This is a genomic window from Halalkalibacter urbisdiaboli (genome assembly GCF_002156385.1).
GTDB classification, from domain to species: Bacteria; Bacillota; Bacilli; order Bacillales; family Bacillaceae_D; genus Halalkalibacter_A; species Halalkalibacter_A urbisdiaboli.
Map to the genome: position 1 here is coordinate 40,267 of NZ_MVJM01000005.1, position 15,449 is coordinate 55,715.

Here is a 15,449-nt window from a genome sequence, read left to right on the forward strand (position 1 = left end):
ATGTCTCCTCTAAAAAAGCGGACGGGATGGGAGGGCCGACTCCTGCAGGAGGAAGGGCAGGTGGAAATCCACCGGCGGAGCCGGTTAGTTCCACGCCCGCCTGCGGAAAGCGTGCCCCCCATCCCGGGAGCGGATTCGAAGCGACTAATCATGGCAACCCCCTCTCTAATCACAAAAAAGCCTGTCGACGCGAGACTTTGTCGACAGGCTGAAAGCTTGTTTTGAAAAAAACAAGCTTTAGTATAAGTTAATTGAATCATTTTTTTATAATAAAGTTTGATCATTTACTACCTGTGCTCCTCCACAATTGCGCCCAATTACGGAATAAGAATAACATATTTCTATGTCTGCCTATTTTATATAATCATATTCTTTAAGAACACTAAAATATTTCATTTCTAAACATTACCTTATTTACATTATGTCTTACGGTATTATGACCGGCTTTAGTACCTTTACCAATAGCTATAAGCATAACATCTAAATATCTTTCAGAAATATTTAAGATTGCTTTTAATTTCTTAGAATCATAGCCAGACATGGTAATCGTTTCAAAACCAGCTTCATTTGCTAACAAAATTAATGACATTGACGCAAGGCTTACATCTCTAGTTAATTCTAGCTTTAGATCTTCATTTGATTTATTTTCATAATATTTTATTGCAGCATTCGCTAGATAATCTCTTAGCGATTCATCAAAAAAACCTGCTTGAAAGCCTTCTTCATGTATTTTAATAATATTATTTTTATCAAACGCTTGATAATCACCCAACATAACAATTAAAGTTGAAGCTTCTACCACTTGTTGTTGATTAAAAGCTATAGGTAGCAATAAATTTCTTAAGTCTGGATCATCAATAATTAGGTATCGAGTTGCTTGAATATTATTTCCGTTAGGTGACTTACTTGCACTTTCAATTAATGAGATTAGAATTTCTGAACTTATTTTATAACTTGAATCATAATGTCTAACTGAACGTCTTTTTTCTAAAATACTTTTTACACTCATTATATCAACTCCGAAAAATTTTTATTTATTGCTTCTTTAATTATAGTTAGCAATAATAAATATGAAAATAACGCACAAAAATGTGGTATAGCCACTTTAAAGTGCCTATTCAGGAGGGTCAGTACATGGTTAACTATAATACGGGAATCAACATTTTTATGAACATTGCAGGTGGAAAATGGAAATGTTTAATACTCTTTTTCTTGAGTCAAAAGTCAGTAAGGACAAAAGAGTTTTACGAATTAATACCTGGGATTACACAAAAAGTCTTAACAGATCAATTGAAACAGTTAGAAAGAGATGGACTTGTACGAAGAGAAATATTTAAAGAAGTACCACCAAAAGTAGAATACAGCTTAACTGATCTAGGAAGATCATTTGTACCAGTATTAAACACAATGTGTGAATGGGGTAATAAGTATGCAATTATAAAAGGAATAGATAACGATCAACAAATTCATTGTGATCATAATTAAACCTAAATTTCACCTAATGGTTTCCCTCTTAATAATTTCAAAGTCAATTATTAAAAATAATTTTTTTAGCAGGTAAACAAATCGAAAACTATATGATAAGAATGGTGTCAACCTTAAATCGTTTGTAAGAGCGATAAATTAAAACGAACATAAGGATAGTGGAAAAGAATAAAAAGGGGACGGACTGGTCCCCTTTTTAATAAACTATTGATTATCCGCTTTTTGATGGGATGGATTACGATATTAGCATACGATTACATATTCTTTTGAAGTCTTGTTCATTTATCTCTATATGACCAAATCTGAAGAGGTGTCCCCAACGCTTTTTATTTTTTATAAATGAGAGAGATGGTATAAGTGGATGGATTGATGTTTCTGTACAGTTCATAAACATTATATTTCTCCTGAATGGTATAAAACCATTTCCCATATCAAATTGGTAAACATTATCGTCAACCACTCTTCCTACAGCAGTAAATTTCTGATAAGGTATGTTTTCTTTCAACCGCTCTTTAGGAGAATAATAAAGAATCCAATCACCAGCACTCATCTTTCTTAAAGGTTTTTCCTTACCGTGACATAGTTGTGCAAATCCTCCCTCGACGCCTTTGATTACGTGATCACGAGAGGCTACTCCAATCCAATATCTAGTATTCATTTGCATTGAATTAACATCCACAACTGTCAATATCTGCTTGGTTTGCGCCTTGCATTAATTCTGAAACGGGAAAGTTCATTTCTTGCCAAGCGGCAATACCACCAGCTAACTCTTTGACATTATAATCTCTTTCTAATAAGAGTTTTGCTACTTTTGCTGCAGTATTGCACCAAACATCCCAGCAATAAACAATAATTTCTTTCTCTTTTGGTATTTCATTTAAACGATGTTGGAGTTCTTGTTCGGGTATAACCTTAGCACCTTTAATAGTTGTATTTCTTAATTCTTGTGGACCGTTTCTTACGTCAATTAAGAAGTGTTTTTCAGGATTCATTTTAGCCGACTTTAAGTAATCCATTGGACTAATTGTTGCTTGTAGACGTAAATTAAAATAGTCAAGTGCAGTCATAAAATTTACCTCCTTGATTTTGTAATGAACTCCAAACCTTTAACAGTGTAATCTTAAGTGATTGTTTTTCCTGTTCGTTAAGGGTGAACAAAACTTCTGATTCAGTATTTAATAGAAATCCCCAACAGGTCTCTAAAACACTATTTCCTTCCTCGGTAATTAGAAGACTGTAGGCTCGTCGGTCATTAGGGTTTTTAGTTCTTTCAACAAATTGTAATTTTTCTAGGTGATCAACATGGCTCACCATTGTTGTTCGATCGATATGTAGTTTTTCAGCAATAAGTTTTTGTGTTGAGTAAGGATTTTCTTTAACAAATAAGAGTACCCCATATTGTCTTGCATCGATATTAAAGGGGGTCAGCGTCTCAGCAAACTTATTTTCCATCTGTTGTAGAATTTTCCCGAATAAAAATCCATATGATTGGTTTAACTTCGTCACAAAAATCACCTCCTTAATTAGTCAGTATAATATATAATCAGTATAACTGATCAATTACCGAAAAACAACCTAAGTATTATAAGTGAATATACAGAGTTACAAATAAATTAAGGTACGTTCCTGAACAGGGACGCATTTTGATAAATCTCACCGTAGGAAATAAATGTTAACATAGAAAAAAGAACGGTGTATTCAAACTATTGATACAGGTGGAACGACAATAAAATATAAAGCACTAAAAAGGCGGAGGCTGATTAAAATGGCAACTGAAAAGACTCTTAAAGAGCGTTTAAAAGTATTGGAGGAAAGTCACTTAAAACCAGAAATCCGTACATCTAGTCAGAATTTAGATGAATTATTGACAGATGATTTTTTTGAAATTGGAAGTTCAGGGAATATTTATTACAAAAAGGATTGTGTTGGTAAGGGTGGCGTAGGTGTTCGAGAAATGTACCTTCATGATTTTGAAATTCACCCTTTGGCTTGTGACGTTGTGTTAACCACATACCGAATTAAGGATGAAACACGAAAACAGGACACTTTACGAAGTTCAATTTGGAAAATGATAGAAGGTAAATGGCAATTGTATTTTCATCAAGGAACGATCACTAAAACATAATCATCGCACACCATTTAAAGTAACAGGTTGAATCGTCATCAAGTTTGATTTATTTCGCTGGTAATATACTCCTTTTCTAAGGTGCTGACTATTTATATTTGGATTCATAGATATTTTAAAGTCAAGGTTGAGAGCGTTTTTACAAGGGAAATTGATTTAAACTATTTATTCTAGAAGACCTAAATCTACTCATTTTTTATCTATCAATCTCTTTAAAAATCATGCATAATATGTCTAAAGATAGTTTTATTGTCGCCATTTAGGGGAACATGATACAAAACAACTTAGTAGAGTAGGGTATTCATCATGTTAAATAATCGACTAAACGACCATTTACAAAAGATCATTCAAGCCAGCCCTGATATTATTGTCTTAAAAGATGTGGAGGGTCGCTGGTTACAAACGAATAAACGTACGCTTGAGATTTTTAGTATTGATGAGAATCGCTATAAAGGGAAAACGGAACTAGAATTAGGAGAGATGTTTCCTAAGTTAGCGAGGTTTGTTCCGACCTTTATCGAGTCTGATCGTCTAGCATGGGAAAAAGGCGAGAAAATTCAAAGCGAAGAATTAATATCGATTGATGGAACAGAGTGTGTGTTTGAAGTGGTAAAGGTTCCTATTTACGATAAAAATGGAACACCTGAAGCGATAGTCGTTCTAGGTAGGGACATCACAGAACGGATGGAAAGTGAGCAACGCTATAAATCATTATTTACACAGCATCCAAACGGGGTATACTCACTTGATTTAAATGGTCACTTTTTAGATATTAACCAAAAAATTGAACGATTAAGTGGCTATACAAAAGACGAGTTGCTTGGAGCTAACTTTTCTCCGTTGATTGCGCCTGAAGACCTTCAAGTCGTATTAGAGTTGTTTAATGAAGTGAAAAAAGGGTATGCACAAAAGCACGAAGTTCAAATCGTTCGTAAGGATGGTCAAAGACGAGAGGTCTATTTAACAACGATTCCAGCAATATTGAATGGGAAAGTAATCGGTATCCAAGGCATTGCCCAGGATATTACTGAGAAAAAAAGGGCGTTTCATGAAGTAGAAGAGTTAAAACGAGTGTTACAGGAGACTGTACGCCAGCAACAAGGCTTGATTTTTACCTTTATTAAAAAAGACAATCTATTTATCCATACTCTCTGTGATGGAGAGCTTCTATACAAAGCAGGGTTAATCCCTATGGATGTGGAAGGGAAGACATTGGAGCAATTCTTAGGGGCAGAAGAGGCAAAAGTTAAAGTAGATTATTATGAGCGTGCTTGGTCTGGAGAAGAAGTCACGTATGAAGGCTGTATCGGAAATGGAATCGTCGAATATTTTGCATCCTTACGCCCGATATATCGTAATGGTGAAGTCGCCGAAGTGATTGGATCGGCAATCGATATTTCGGAACGGAAACAAGCTGAACGCGCATTAAAAGAAAGTGAGGAACGTTACCGAATCATTGCTGAAAACTCTTCTGACATGATTCGAATTATTGACCGAGAGGGATCCTTAGTATACGCCTCACCAGCCAATCAGCGGATATTAGGCTTTCGTCCTGAACAGCTTGTCGGAAAAACGATCTTCCCAATTATTCATCCCGCCGATGAAAAAGCGGCGCGTGCTGCCTTGGAGCAAGTTTTGTCTACTAGAGAAAGTGTCTCAGCAACGTGTCGATATCAAACCGTGAAACAAGAGTGGAAATGGCTCGAAAGTACATTATCCCCAGTCGTAGAGGGAGAGACGGTTACTTCAATCGTCGTCGTGTCTAGAGACGTAACCGAACGTAAACGGTTAGAAGAACAACTCCGACATATGGCGTATCATGATACATTAACAGGGTTACCAAATCGCCGGAAATTTGATGAGGATATTCAACGTGAAATCGAAATGGCAAACAAGCAAAACGAAAAACTTGCCTTGCTTTATTTTGATGTGGACCGGTTCAAAGTAATTAACGATACCCTTGGTCATAACACGGGAGATTTACTTTTAGCTGCCGTCGCAAAAAGATTGCAGGTGATCATACGTAAAGAGGATCTATTTGCTCGAATGGGTGGAGATGAATTTGCAGTATTAATTCGCAATGTGCCAAATATCGAGTTTGTTAAAGAGACGGCAAATCGAATTTTAACGTTGCTAAGGGATACCTTTACCATCGAAGGAAACGAAATGAATGTCACCACAAGTATCGGAATTAGTCTCTTCCCTGAGCATAGTGAGACGCAAGAAGACTTGTTGAAACAGGCCGACCGAGCGATGTATCACTCGAAGGAGAAAGGAAAAAACAACTATCAATTTTACGCAGTAGAAGAAAGTAAGAAACAGCGGTTAGGTAACCTTTATCTTGAAAATGATTTACGAAAAGCGATTACTAATCAAGAATTGTCGCTTGTCTATCAGCCGATTGTTGATGCGAAGACGAATCGAATGAGCGCTTGTGAAGCGCTTCTGCGGTGGTCGCATCCGAAATGTGGCATGATCCCTCCTGATGAATTTATTGCGATAGCCGAGGAAAATGGTCTCATTATCCCAATAGGCGAGTGGGTAATACGAGAAGTGTGTAAACAATATAAGCATTGGGAAACAAAAGGCTATCCTCCGATTCGAATGGCGATTAACCTCTCCTTAAAGCAAATGTTGAATAAGGGATTTTTGGAACTAGTTGACTCTATCTTAAATGAATATAACGTTAATCCAGCAGTCATTGAATTTGAAATCACGGAAAGTGTCATGATGAAAGAGTTAGATTCAACCGTGAAACTTTTAAAGGAGTTTAAAAACAAAGGAATTTCTTTTGCGATAGATGACTTCGGCACGGGTTATTCGTCACTTGCGCGTTTAAAACGGTTTCCGATTGATATCATAAAGATAGACCGGAGCTTTATAAAGGATATATGTGTGGACAAGGACGATAAAGCAATTACAGCATCGATTATTTCGATGGGAAGGCATTTAAATTTAACCATAGTTGCTGAAGGTGTAGAAACAAATGAGCAATTGGCATTATTGAGAGAAATGGACTGTGACCGATACCAAGGCTATTATTTTGCTCGACCGTTATCAGGAGAGCAATTAGAGCAACTTTTTATCACACCTGTCGATAAAGGATAATATCCAATCGACAGGTGTTTTTTCGATTGATAAAAAGCCTGATATACTATATAGTAAGGCGATGCAAAGGAATGAGGTCTATGGAAGAAAAAGTATTAATTGTTGAAGGGAAAAGCGATCGGAAACGGGTTAACCACGTCTTGGCTGAACCTGTTTCGATTATTTGTACGTATGGCACATTAAGTGAAGAAAAACTAGAAACATTGATATTACCAATCGAAGACAAGGATGTTTACATTTTAGTGGATGCGGATGACTCGGGGGAAAAATTAAGAAAGCAGCTTAAAAGGGAATTACCAAACGCAACTCACCTTTACACACAAAAAGAATATGGACAAGTGGAAACAACGCCATTTGAATATCTAGCTGCTGTTTTAAGTGAGTATTTTGATGTAGCGCGAATGGAATAAAGAAAGCGTGTCAGTTATTTAATAAAGACAGTTCCATATAAGAGGGAAAAAATGTTAAAATAGCGCTTAGAAGCAAAATGTGAAAATTTTTGTATGTGTTAGACAGTTTTGTCATTAAGTGTTATTGAGATTAAGGCTTTTACATTGTAAGTATTATAACAATCAAAGAGATCAAATTGTGCAACCGGGATCAGCTTTTTACTTAGGTTCATAAATCAAATTTGGGAATCAATTGGTTGCTAGATTTAATACAATGTTCATCGTTGGAGTTAGGTGGGAAATAGATGTTTAGCCTAAAACAAGAATCAGATAAGGCTATTATTGTTGTTCATGAAATATACGGAATTAATCAGCATATGAAACAAATATGTCAAGCCATGTCCGAATATAACGTTGATGTTTTCTGTCCGAATTTACTTACAAGGAATATTTCTTTTGATTATACAGAAGAAAAAATCGCTTATCGTAATTTTACTGAAAACATAGGTTTCCATTATGCTTCAAATAAAATTAAAACGACCATATCTCTACTAAAAGACGATTATAAAAAGGTATATATGGTTGGTTTTAGTGTTGGGGCAACGGTTGCGTGGTTGTGCAGTCAGGAAGAGTGTCTCGATGGAATAGTCGGATACTATGGTTCACGTATTAGGGATTATTCTAACATACATCCCTCCTGTCCAACAATGCTATTCTTCCCACAAACAGAGTCCTCGTTTATTGTAGATGAGTTTATTCCAACCATAAAGGACAAGAACGTCAAAATACATAAATTTAATGGTAAACATGGTTTTAGTGACCCGTATTCTCCATATTATCATGAAAAGTCAGCTCAACAGGCCTTTCATGAAATGGTCAACTTCTTTCAGAGATGACCATTAATGGATGTGAACAAGGTTAGTATGTTTACTACAAGGTATAAATGTTAAGAAAGGTGGGCTACAATTGCGTAAACGATGCACATGGGTTCCAATAAAAGAGCCTTTATATGTTGCGTACCATGATAAGGAATGGGGAGTTCCTGTCTATGATGATAGAACTTTATTTGAAATGCTCTGTCTCGAAGGAGCACAAGCAGGGCTTAGCTGGTGGACGATTTTACAAAAAAGAGCAAATTACCGAAAAGCCTTTGATAACTTTGATGCGGAAAAGATTATCCATTATACGGATGAAAAAATACAATCCTTAATAGAAGATAAAGGGATTGTTCGGAACAAACTGAAAATTCGAAGTGTCGTAACGAATGCACGTGCTTTCTTGAATATTCAAAGAGAATATGGCTCGTTTTCTCATTATATTTGGAGTTTTGTCGAGAATAAACCGATGATAAGCCAGTGGGAGACGATAGATGAAGTCCCTAGTACAAATGAAATAAGTGATAAAATGAGCAAACAGTTAAAAAAAGATGGCTTTAAATTTGTAGGTAGTACAATTTGCTATTCCTTTATGCAAGCGGTGGGGATGGTCAATGATCACACGTTGGATTGTTTCTGTCACCCTTCTCATCAAAAATGAAGAAAGTAAGTGTTTTGGAAGTCGGAATAGGATTATAGATAGCGTTCTTTACTGCTATAAGGGGAGAAAAACATGATATTAGAAGCGGTTATGTTACAGGTTAAGAAAGGTATGGAAAAGGACTATGAGGAAGCGTTAAGCCAGGCATCGAAAATTATTTCTTCTATGAAAGGGTATGTATCTCACGAATTACAGCGCTGTATGGAAGTTGAGGGGAAATACTTACTCTTAGTACAATGGGAAACGTTAGAAGACCATACAGTTGGATTTAGACAATCAAATGAGTATCAAGAATGGAAAACGCAATTACATCATTTTTATGATCCATTTCCAACAGTAGAACATTTTGAACAAGTAAATTTAAGGTAGATAGAGTGAACGTTGTACGTTAACCGTCTCAATTATAGCAAGTGCTTTATCCTTACCTAATCATTAATAAGGATTTATTCATTCTATCAAACATCAACAAATAAGGAAGAACTCAACATGACAGTTCAACAAACAGGAGCGTTTCTGAAATCAAGAATGCTCGTTTTCTTTTGTTAGGGATATATATACGAATAAAATTGTTGAAATTGGCATGGAATACGAACGATAACTGTTTACACAATATAAAAGTTCGTTTATAATACCAGATGTAGCATTCGTATATTCTTAGTAATATGGTCTAAAAGTTTCTACTAGGAACCGAAAATTCCTAACTACGAATGGGTGGGATCACTCTACCCAATTGTAGTTAGGAATTTTTTTTAGTTTAGGGAGGATTATATGGAACGATTATTTAATTTACGTGAATTAGGAACGAATGTTCGAACGGAAATTTTGGCGGGGATTACGACTTTTTTAACGATGGTTTATATTATTATTGTTAACCCAGCTATCCTTTCAGCTGCTGGAGTGCCGTTTGATCAAGTGTTTATCGCCACGATAGCATCCGCTGTTATTGGAACACTAATTATGTCATTGTCTGCAAAGTATCCAATTGCGATTGCTCCTGGTATGGGAATGAATGCATACTTTGCGAGTGTTGTTGCGACAAACGGTGTTAGTTATCAAATTGTTTTAGGTACGGTTTTTTTAGCGGGGATTCTGTTTCTATTACTATCCTTTACAAAGTTTCGTGAAACGCTTATTCATTCAATCCCTGCTTCTTTAAAATATGGGATTACTTCAGGGATTGGACTTTTTATTGCTTTTATCGGCTTAAAGATGGCCGGGATTGTTGTCCCTAACGCTGAAACCATGGTATCGTTCGGTGATTTACATCAACCTGTTACGATCTTATCATTATTTGGGTTATTTATTACGCTTATTCTAATTGCCCGTAAAATAAACGGAGCTTTGTTTATCGGAATGCTTGTCACCGCAGTTATCGGTTATTTTTCGGGACTTTTACAGTTTGATGGCATTGTCGCAGCACCACCACCACCCGTTTTCTTTGATTTTGATATTGGTGGTGTGTTTTCAAATGGATTATATACAGTTGTATTTGCGTTTTTACTTGTGACTATTTTTGATACGACTGGAACTATGATTGGTGTGGCGGAGCAAGCTGGATTAATGAAAAACGGAAAATTCCCAAGAGCAAAGTCCGCACTTATGGCAGATGCTGTTGCGACTACGGTTGGGGCATCATTAGGAACAAGCCCATCTAGTGCGTATATTGAATCGTCTACTGGTGTTGCGGCAGGAGGGCGTTCAGGTCTTACAGCCTTTGTTGTAGCCATTTTATTTATGATTGCCTTATTCTTTTCACCATTTGTGTCCGCCATTTCCTCATTACCAGCAATCACAGCTCCGATTTTAATTATTGTTGGCTGTTTTATGATGGAAGGACTAGCGAAAGTGAATTGGAAGTCCTTTGATGATGCCTTTCCAGCATTTGCGATTATTTTAACGATGCCATTAACATCAAGTATTGCAACAGGTATTGCGATTGGTTTCATCACATATCCGTTAATGAAGTTGGTTAGCGGAAAAGGGAGAGAGGTTCATCCAATTCTTTACGTGTTTGGTGTGATTTTTATTATTCAGATGATCTTTTTTCCTGCGCATTAAAGGGAAACGAGCTGCTTAATGTAGCTCGTTTTTAAATATAGAAGAAAAGGCGAGAGATTAGTAAATCGAAATGTAGCCTGAATTAGTAAGGCTCAATGTTAAGATTAAAATAGTCAAGGACGATTCCCTCACTATTTTAAAACCTTACTACTACTCATGTTCTTACGAGTGAAGAGCTTTTCATACATCATTTGAAATCCATACATCAGAACAGATTTTAGAAGAAATAAAAGTGATAATTTAGGTTTTGTAAGTCGTACTAGGTTACCATACCCTATATTCTTAAACCAGTTAATACCGAGGTATGTAAAAATAGAATCAATGATCAGATTAATGAGAATATACAATTTAAAGTTTCCAAAGGTGTATTTCAGTATCCAAAGCGAGCCTACAAAAAAGGGGCCTATGATAAGCGGCATTTCTCCTAATACATTAGGTTTTACTTTTATTGGAAACCACCACCATTTTTTCTTTTCAGCGATGATCCCTTCAACGGTAACAAATAATGCCATAAAAAAAGCGCCTGGGAAAAACCGTTTAAATGAGTTTGAACGAAGAAATGGTGTTGTCGCCCATGGTAAGAACGCCATTAAAAAAATGATTAATTTAACCTTGTTGTTCATTTTATGCCCACCTTTAATATATCCTTATGAATAATTTTCCCTGATTAAACAAAGTTATGTGTAATGATTTTGAAAGATAATGTTAGTTATTTTCACTAAACAAATGTTCTTGTTGTGTGTATATTATATTTGTAATAAACAACCAAAAGTGGTGTTATCCTTATTATCCGAAATCAATCTACAAACAAAGCTATGAATGAAATATCATAGATAAGGTGAAATTTGTTACAACAAAGCCTCTGGTTGACAAAGAGACGCAAGTAAATGAAAAGCGAAGGAGAAGTAAAATGAGCGCACTATTAAGAGTTGGAACGACGTATATTCCTGTTGTGAACGTTGAGATAGCAACAGATTGGTATGTGAACAAATTAGGTGCAGAATTAAGCTATCTAGATGAGGATAAAGCCATTTTGAATTTTGCGAATCAGAGCTTTTTTCTTGTAAAGGCTAAAGACAATCAAAGCGCGAATTTTTATGACCACTACGGTAAAGAGCACTTTTCATTAACGTTTGAAGTGGACGGATTACAGACTTTAGAAGAAGTACATAAAGAGTTTCTTTCGAAGCATAGTAAGGGAAATTGAAGACAGAGGCCACTCAGGAAGGAATTTTGTGTTTTGCGACTTAGACGGGAATGCTTTTGATGTGTGGAGTGAGTTAAGTCCGAGCTTCAAAGAGAAATATAACTAGTTGAAGTTGCAAAAATGTAGAGTACCATATAAGTGGGTACTCTCTTTGTGTTGAATCATTCACATGTCATTGATCAAGATGTTGAATGTTAAAAAGGAGTGTGTAATGGCTGAAACGAAACTTGTAAGAGGCACGATGTTGCTAACAACAGCAACATTTTTATCTAGATTATTAGGATTATTCTTTGTTATTCCTTTTACCGCCATTGTAGGACAAGCTGGTAATGCTCTTTATGGCTTTGGATTTATACCATACACTGTTCTTTTAAGCTTAGCTACGTTAGGTGTTCCGATGGCGGTATCAAAATTTGTTTCAAAATATCAGGCGTTAGGTGATTATGAGACTGGGTACCGCCTGTTGAAATCAGGCCTCTTCTTTATGTTGATAAATGGAATTATTGCTTTTAGCGTATTATTTTTTTCTGCTCCACTTGTTTCAAACTGGATAATTAGCGACCCTAGTGAACTTCATGGAAACACGATGGAAGATGTTGTATTCACTATCCGCATGGTTAGTGTTGCTTTGTTCGTCGTCCCGATGATGTCCATTATGAGAGGGTACTTTCAAGGACATCAATCGATGGGCCCAACATCCGTGTCTCAAGTAATCGAACAAATTGTACGGATTGTTTTATCCTAACTTCAACCTTTGTCATCATTCATGTTATCGATGGTACGTTAGGGAGGGCGGTTGGTTTTGCGACGTTAGGTGCGTTTTTTGGAGCAGTAGGTGGAATGCTCGTGCTTTTATTTTATTGGTTTAAGCGACGAACGTTTATCTTGAAGCAAGTGAACGCTAGTAGAGTTAAATACTCACCTTCTAAAGTTGAGATGTATAAAGAACTAATAAGCTATGCATTACCACTAGCCTTTGTTGGTTTAGCAATTCCGTTGTTTCAACTTATTGATTTGTTTACTGTGAATAATGCCTTAATTCGAAGCGGATTAATGGACAAGGGGGAGACATTAACTTTTTTTGCTGTTTTTACACAAACGGCTCATAAAATTATTCTGATTCCGATGGCACTTGCTACGGCTTTTTCCATTACACTTATTCCTACGATTACAACCTCTTTTATTTCTAACGATACGAGGACGTTGCAGCATCAAATCACGAAGACATTTCAAATCATATTATTAATAACCTTACCGGCTTCATTTGGAATGTCCGTTTTGTCTTCCTACATATTCGGTACACTCTATGGACTTGACAGTGTAGGGATGGGCGGAATGGTGTTACAACACTATGCCCCTATTGCTTTGTTCTTTTCCTTATTTTCGATATCAGCAGCCATTTTACAAGGGATAAATAAACAGAAATATGCTGTCATTGCACTTACGATTGGACTGCTTGTGAAACTGTCATTAAACTACGCTCTACTGTACAAAATTGGAGCACTTGGCGGAATTTTAGCAACGTATCTTGGTTTTGCTACTGCTGTATTCATAACGATGTGGGGGATACGAAAATATGCAAACTATCCATTCCGTTTACTAAAAAAGCACGTCAGCCAAATGGTCGCTTTTTCTTCAATAATGAGCATTACCCTCTATTATTTAACAAATTATTTGCAACTACATTTTCCTTATACATCATGGGAGAACGGATTGATTATTTTAGTAGCTGGGGTTACGGTCGGAAGTATGGTTTATGTTTTTCTATGCTATCAGTTTGGATTAGTAAGTACGGTCCTTGGGAATCCATTACGGTTGTTTAAAAAGAATGTAAAAAGTAGTGAGGGGTAAGGCATGTAAGGAGCGATGTGAAAAGCTCAAAAACACCTACAATATTGCAGGTGTTTTTGAGCGGATTTAAGAAATGACTCATGTATATAGTTAACTTTTTTTACATTTAATAATCATGGTAGTAGGAATAAAACGTGCTTTCTCGTATGAATACCATTCATTCGTGTGTCTTTGAACATCTTCATCTTTCAGGGTAACATCTTCGATCATTTTTTCAATTTGAAATCCGTTGTTAATTAATGAGTTGATATAGGTGCTTACTTTAAATTGTTGCATAATTGCAGGATCCGCCCAAGCTTCATGTTCATATGGGCCTTCATGATGATATGATTGCTCAACCGTTAAAATACCGTTTTTCCCACGGATTCGGTTATACAAGGGGTGTTCCCAGCTAAAGACAAATACGCCTCCAGGCTTTAAATAGCTATGAATGTTTGCTAGTGTTTGGTCAAGATTTGTTGTCCAGCCCAGTGCATAAATGGAATATACGACATCAAAGTAATCCTTTGGTAACCCAGGGTCGTGTTCCATTGGGGATTGAAATAGTTTAACTGGGGAATGACAGTTTATCAATAATGCTTTGGCCGCAGCAATTTGTTTACTTGATAAATCTAATCCCCAGAGTTCCCCAGCTTTTTGACTATCCATATATTTTAGTGAATGCCCACTTCCGCAACCAATGTCTAACACCTTTAAATGAGTTACATCGCCAATTAATTGTAAATTCTCTTCATTCGGTGCGAGTGGACCGTATTCTGGAAAAGGATTTCTTCCGAAAAAACGTTCTGCTGCTTTTTCCCAGCTAAGTTTGTTGATGTTAAGTGATTGTAGGGTCATATCGAAAACCTCCAAATTATTTAATAGGAACATATATTCTGTATCGGCTGTTTGTTTTCCTTCATATTTCAGTGAGTTTATTAAATTTTGGATAAACTCTAGTTCAAATTTTCACGAAGAAGTATAATAATTGGCGTATAAAGGGGAATTTGTATAACTATAACAAATTTTGGAGGAGAAATGATGGTTTGTGTACTGTATATAGAAGATGACAAAGAAATCGGAAAATGGGTGACAGATTTAACGAAAAGAAAAGGAGAAAATCCAATCGGAGGCATAGTGAGGAACATAAGGTGTTGTGAGGGGTATCTTACGTATCTGTGAAAATCCATGCTCACAGTTGGAGTAGAGGCAAACTAGGAGGGTTTAATCAAATGAGTGCACCTAAGCATATTGTTTCAGCAGCAACTGTTGTCATAAATGAACATCATGAAATTTTATTGATTAAAGGTCCACGGAGAGGCTGGGAAATGCCTGGTGGACAGGTTGAAGAAGGAGAATCGATAAGAGATGCTGCGATTAGGGAAGCAAAGGAAGAGTCAGGGATTGATATTGAAATTATAAAATTTTGTGGAATTTTTCAAAATGTGAGCGCTTCCGTTTGTAACACATTATTTGTAGGAAAGCCGATCGGTGGGGAATTAACAACGAGCGCTGAAAGCTTAGAAGTAGGATTTTTCCCGATTCAGCAAGCGTTAGAAATGGTGACGTGGAATAATTTCAGGCAAAGAATTGAGTTATGCCTAGATGATAGCAATCAGCCGTTTTTTATAGAGTTTTAAGTCGCTTCGACCTGATTTCACATAGTTTATTTTGGCTCACATCTTTGAAAAAGGACAAATAATTCCCTGAT

The 15,449-nt window shown here is 36.3% G+C and carries 17 protein-coding genes, 1 pseudogene and 1 riboswitch; of the genes and pseudogenes, 12 read left to right on the forward strand and 6 right to left on the reverse strand.

The window, feature by feature from the left end; translation table 11 throughout:
* Positions 1-382: 382 nt before the first annotated feature.
* Positions 383-1,009 carry a nitroreductase family protein gene (locus tag B1R93_RS20860; protein ID WP_088105851.1) on the reverse strand — a complete coding sequence of 209 codons (627 nt, stop codon included), beginning with the start codon at positions 1,007-1,009 and terminating at the stop codon, positions 383-385.
* 125 nt (positions 1,010-1,134) lie between these two features.
* On the opposite strand from B1R93_RS20860, the gene B1R93_RS20865 reads away from it, so the two are divergent.
* On the forward strand, positions 1,135-1,485 hold the full coding sequence (locus B1R93_RS20865; RefSeq protein WP_088105852.1) for a winged helix-turn-helix transcriptional regulator: 351 nt from the start codon (positions 1,135-1,137) through the stop codon (positions 1,483-1,485).
* Positions 1,486-1,720: 235 nt separating this feature from the next.
* On the opposite strand, the gene B1R93_RS20870 is transcribed toward B1R93_RS20865, so the two are convergent.
* Genes B1R93_RS20870 through B1R93_RS20880 form a run of 3 tightly spaced genes read right to left on the reverse strand, consistent with a single transcriptional unit; the run spans position 1,721 to position 2,991 of the window.
* Complete coding sequence (locus tag B1R93_RS20870) at positions 1,721-2,149, reverse strand: EVE domain-containing protein (RefSeq protein WP_088105853.1); 429 nt, start codon at positions 2,147-2,149, stop codon at positions 1,721-1,723.
* Between the two features lie 4 nt (positions 2,150-2,153).
* Positions 2,154-2,552, reverse strand: a complete 399-nt coding sequence (locus B1R93_RS20875; protein ID WP_088105854.1) for a rhodanese-like domain-containing protein — start codon at positions 2,550-2,552, stop codon at positions 2,154-2,156.
* Entirely contained in the window at positions 2,539-2,991 is a 453-nt protein-coding gene (locus tag B1R93_RS20880) for a MarR family winged helix-turn-helix transcriptional regulator (protein ID WP_088105855.1), read from the reverse strand. The genes B1R93_RS20875 and B1R93_RS20880 overlap by 14 nt, the downstream gene beginning before the upstream one ends.
* 259 nt (positions 2,992-3,250) lie before the next feature.
* Between B1R93_RS20880 and B1R93_RS20885 the strand changes: the two genes are divergently transcribed.
* From B1R93_RS20885 to B1R93_RS20915, 7 genes are all read left to right on the forward strand, one after another.
* On the forward strand, positions 3,251-3,610 hold the full coding sequence (locus B1R93_RS20885) for a nuclear transport factor 2 family protein (RefSeq protein WP_088105856.1): 360 nt from the start codon (positions 3,251-3,253) through the stop codon (positions 3,608-3,610).
* Between the two features lie 306 nt (positions 3,611-3,916).
* Positions 3,917-6,718 (forward strand): sensor domain-containing protein, encoded by a 2,802-nt coding sequence (locus tag B1R93_RS20890; RefSeq protein ID WP_088105857.1) that lies wholly within the window; start codon positions 3,917-3,919, stop codon positions 6,716-6,718.
* An 80-nt stretch (positions 6,719-6,798) separates the two neighbouring features.
* Positions 6,799-7,128, forward strand: coding sequence for a toprim domain-containing protein (locus B1R93_RS20895; protein WP_088105858.1), 330 nt, complete (start codon positions 6,799-6,801; stop codon positions 7,126-7,128).
* Positions 7,129-7,412: 284 nt separating this feature from the next.
* Entirely contained in the window at positions 7,413-8,003 is a 591-nt protein-coding gene (locus B1R93_RS20900) for a dienelactone hydrolase family protein (protein WP_088105859.1), read from the forward strand.
* A 70-nt stretch (positions 8,004-8,073) separates the two neighbouring features.
* Positions 8,074-8,643: a DNA-3-methyladenine glycosylase I gene (locus B1R93_RS20905; protein ID WP_088105860.1), complete on the forward strand. Its 570-nt coding sequence runs from the start codon at positions 8,074-8,076 to the stop codon at positions 8,641-8,643.
* A gap of 72 nt (positions 8,644-8,715) precedes the next feature.
* A complete protein-coding gene (locus B1R93_RS20910) occupies positions 8,716-9,012 on the forward strand; it encodes an antibiotic biosynthesis monooxygenase family protein (RefSeq protein WP_088105861.1) in 297 nt (98 codons plus the stop codon).
* Positions 9,013-9,267: 255 nt separating this feature from the next.
* A riboswitch (purine riboswitch) is annotated at positions 9,268-9,367 on the forward strand.
* A 44-nt stretch (positions 9,368-9,411) separates the two neighbouring features.
* The gene (locus tag B1R93_RS20915) at positions 9,412-10,701 is read left to right on the forward strand and encodes an NCS2 family permease (RefSeq protein WP_088105862.1); all 1,290 of its coding nucleotides are present in this window, start codon (positions 9,412-9,414) and stop codon (positions 10,699-10,701) included.
* 131 nt (positions 10,702-10,832) lie between these two features.
* Here the strand turns inward: B1R93_RS20915 and B1R93_RS20920 are convergent, their stop codons facing one another.
* A complete protein-coding gene (locus tag B1R93_RS20920) occupies positions 10,833-11,324 on the reverse strand; it encodes a hypothetical protein (protein ID WP_088105863.1) in 492 nt (163 codons plus the stop codon).
* Positions 11,325-11,611: 287 nt separating this feature from the next.
* Here B1R93_RS20920 and B1R93_RS20925 point away from each other — a divergent pair.
* From B1R93_RS20925 to B1R93_RS23555, 3 genes and pseudogenes are all read left to right on the forward strand, one after another.
* Positions 11,612-12,014: pseudogene (locus B1R93_RS20925) on the forward strand (VOC family protein).
* A gap of 105 nt (positions 12,015-12,119) precedes the next feature.
* On the forward strand, positions 12,120-12,653 hold the full coding sequence (locus B1R93_RS23755; RefSeq protein WP_280949510.1) for an oligosaccharide flippase family protein: 534 nt from the start codon (positions 12,120-12,122) through the stop codon (positions 12,651-12,653).
* Between the two features lie 101 nt (positions 12,654-12,754).
* Entirely contained in the window at positions 12,755-13,759 is a 1,005-nt protein-coding gene (locus B1R93_RS23555) for a lipid II flippase MurJ (RefSeq protein WP_342587542.1), read from the forward strand.
* Positions 13,760-13,849: 90 nt separating this feature from the next.
* On the opposite strand, the gene B1R93_RS20935 is transcribed toward B1R93_RS23555, so the two are convergent.
* Complete coding sequence (locus tag B1R93_RS20935; RefSeq protein WP_088105864.1) at positions 13,850-14,596, reverse strand: class I SAM-dependent methyltransferase; 747 nt, start codon at positions 14,594-14,596, stop codon at positions 13,850-13,852.
* A 374-nt stretch (positions 14,597-14,970) separates the two neighbouring features.
* Here B1R93_RS20935 and B1R93_RS20940 point away from each other — a divergent pair, with 374 nt between their 5' ends.
* Positions 14,971-15,378: an NUDIX hydrolase gene (locus tag B1R93_RS20940; protein ID WP_088105865.1), complete on the forward strand. Its 408-nt coding sequence runs from the start codon at positions 14,971-14,973 to the stop codon at positions 15,376-15,378.
* Positions 15,379-15,449: the final 71 nt, after the last annotated feature.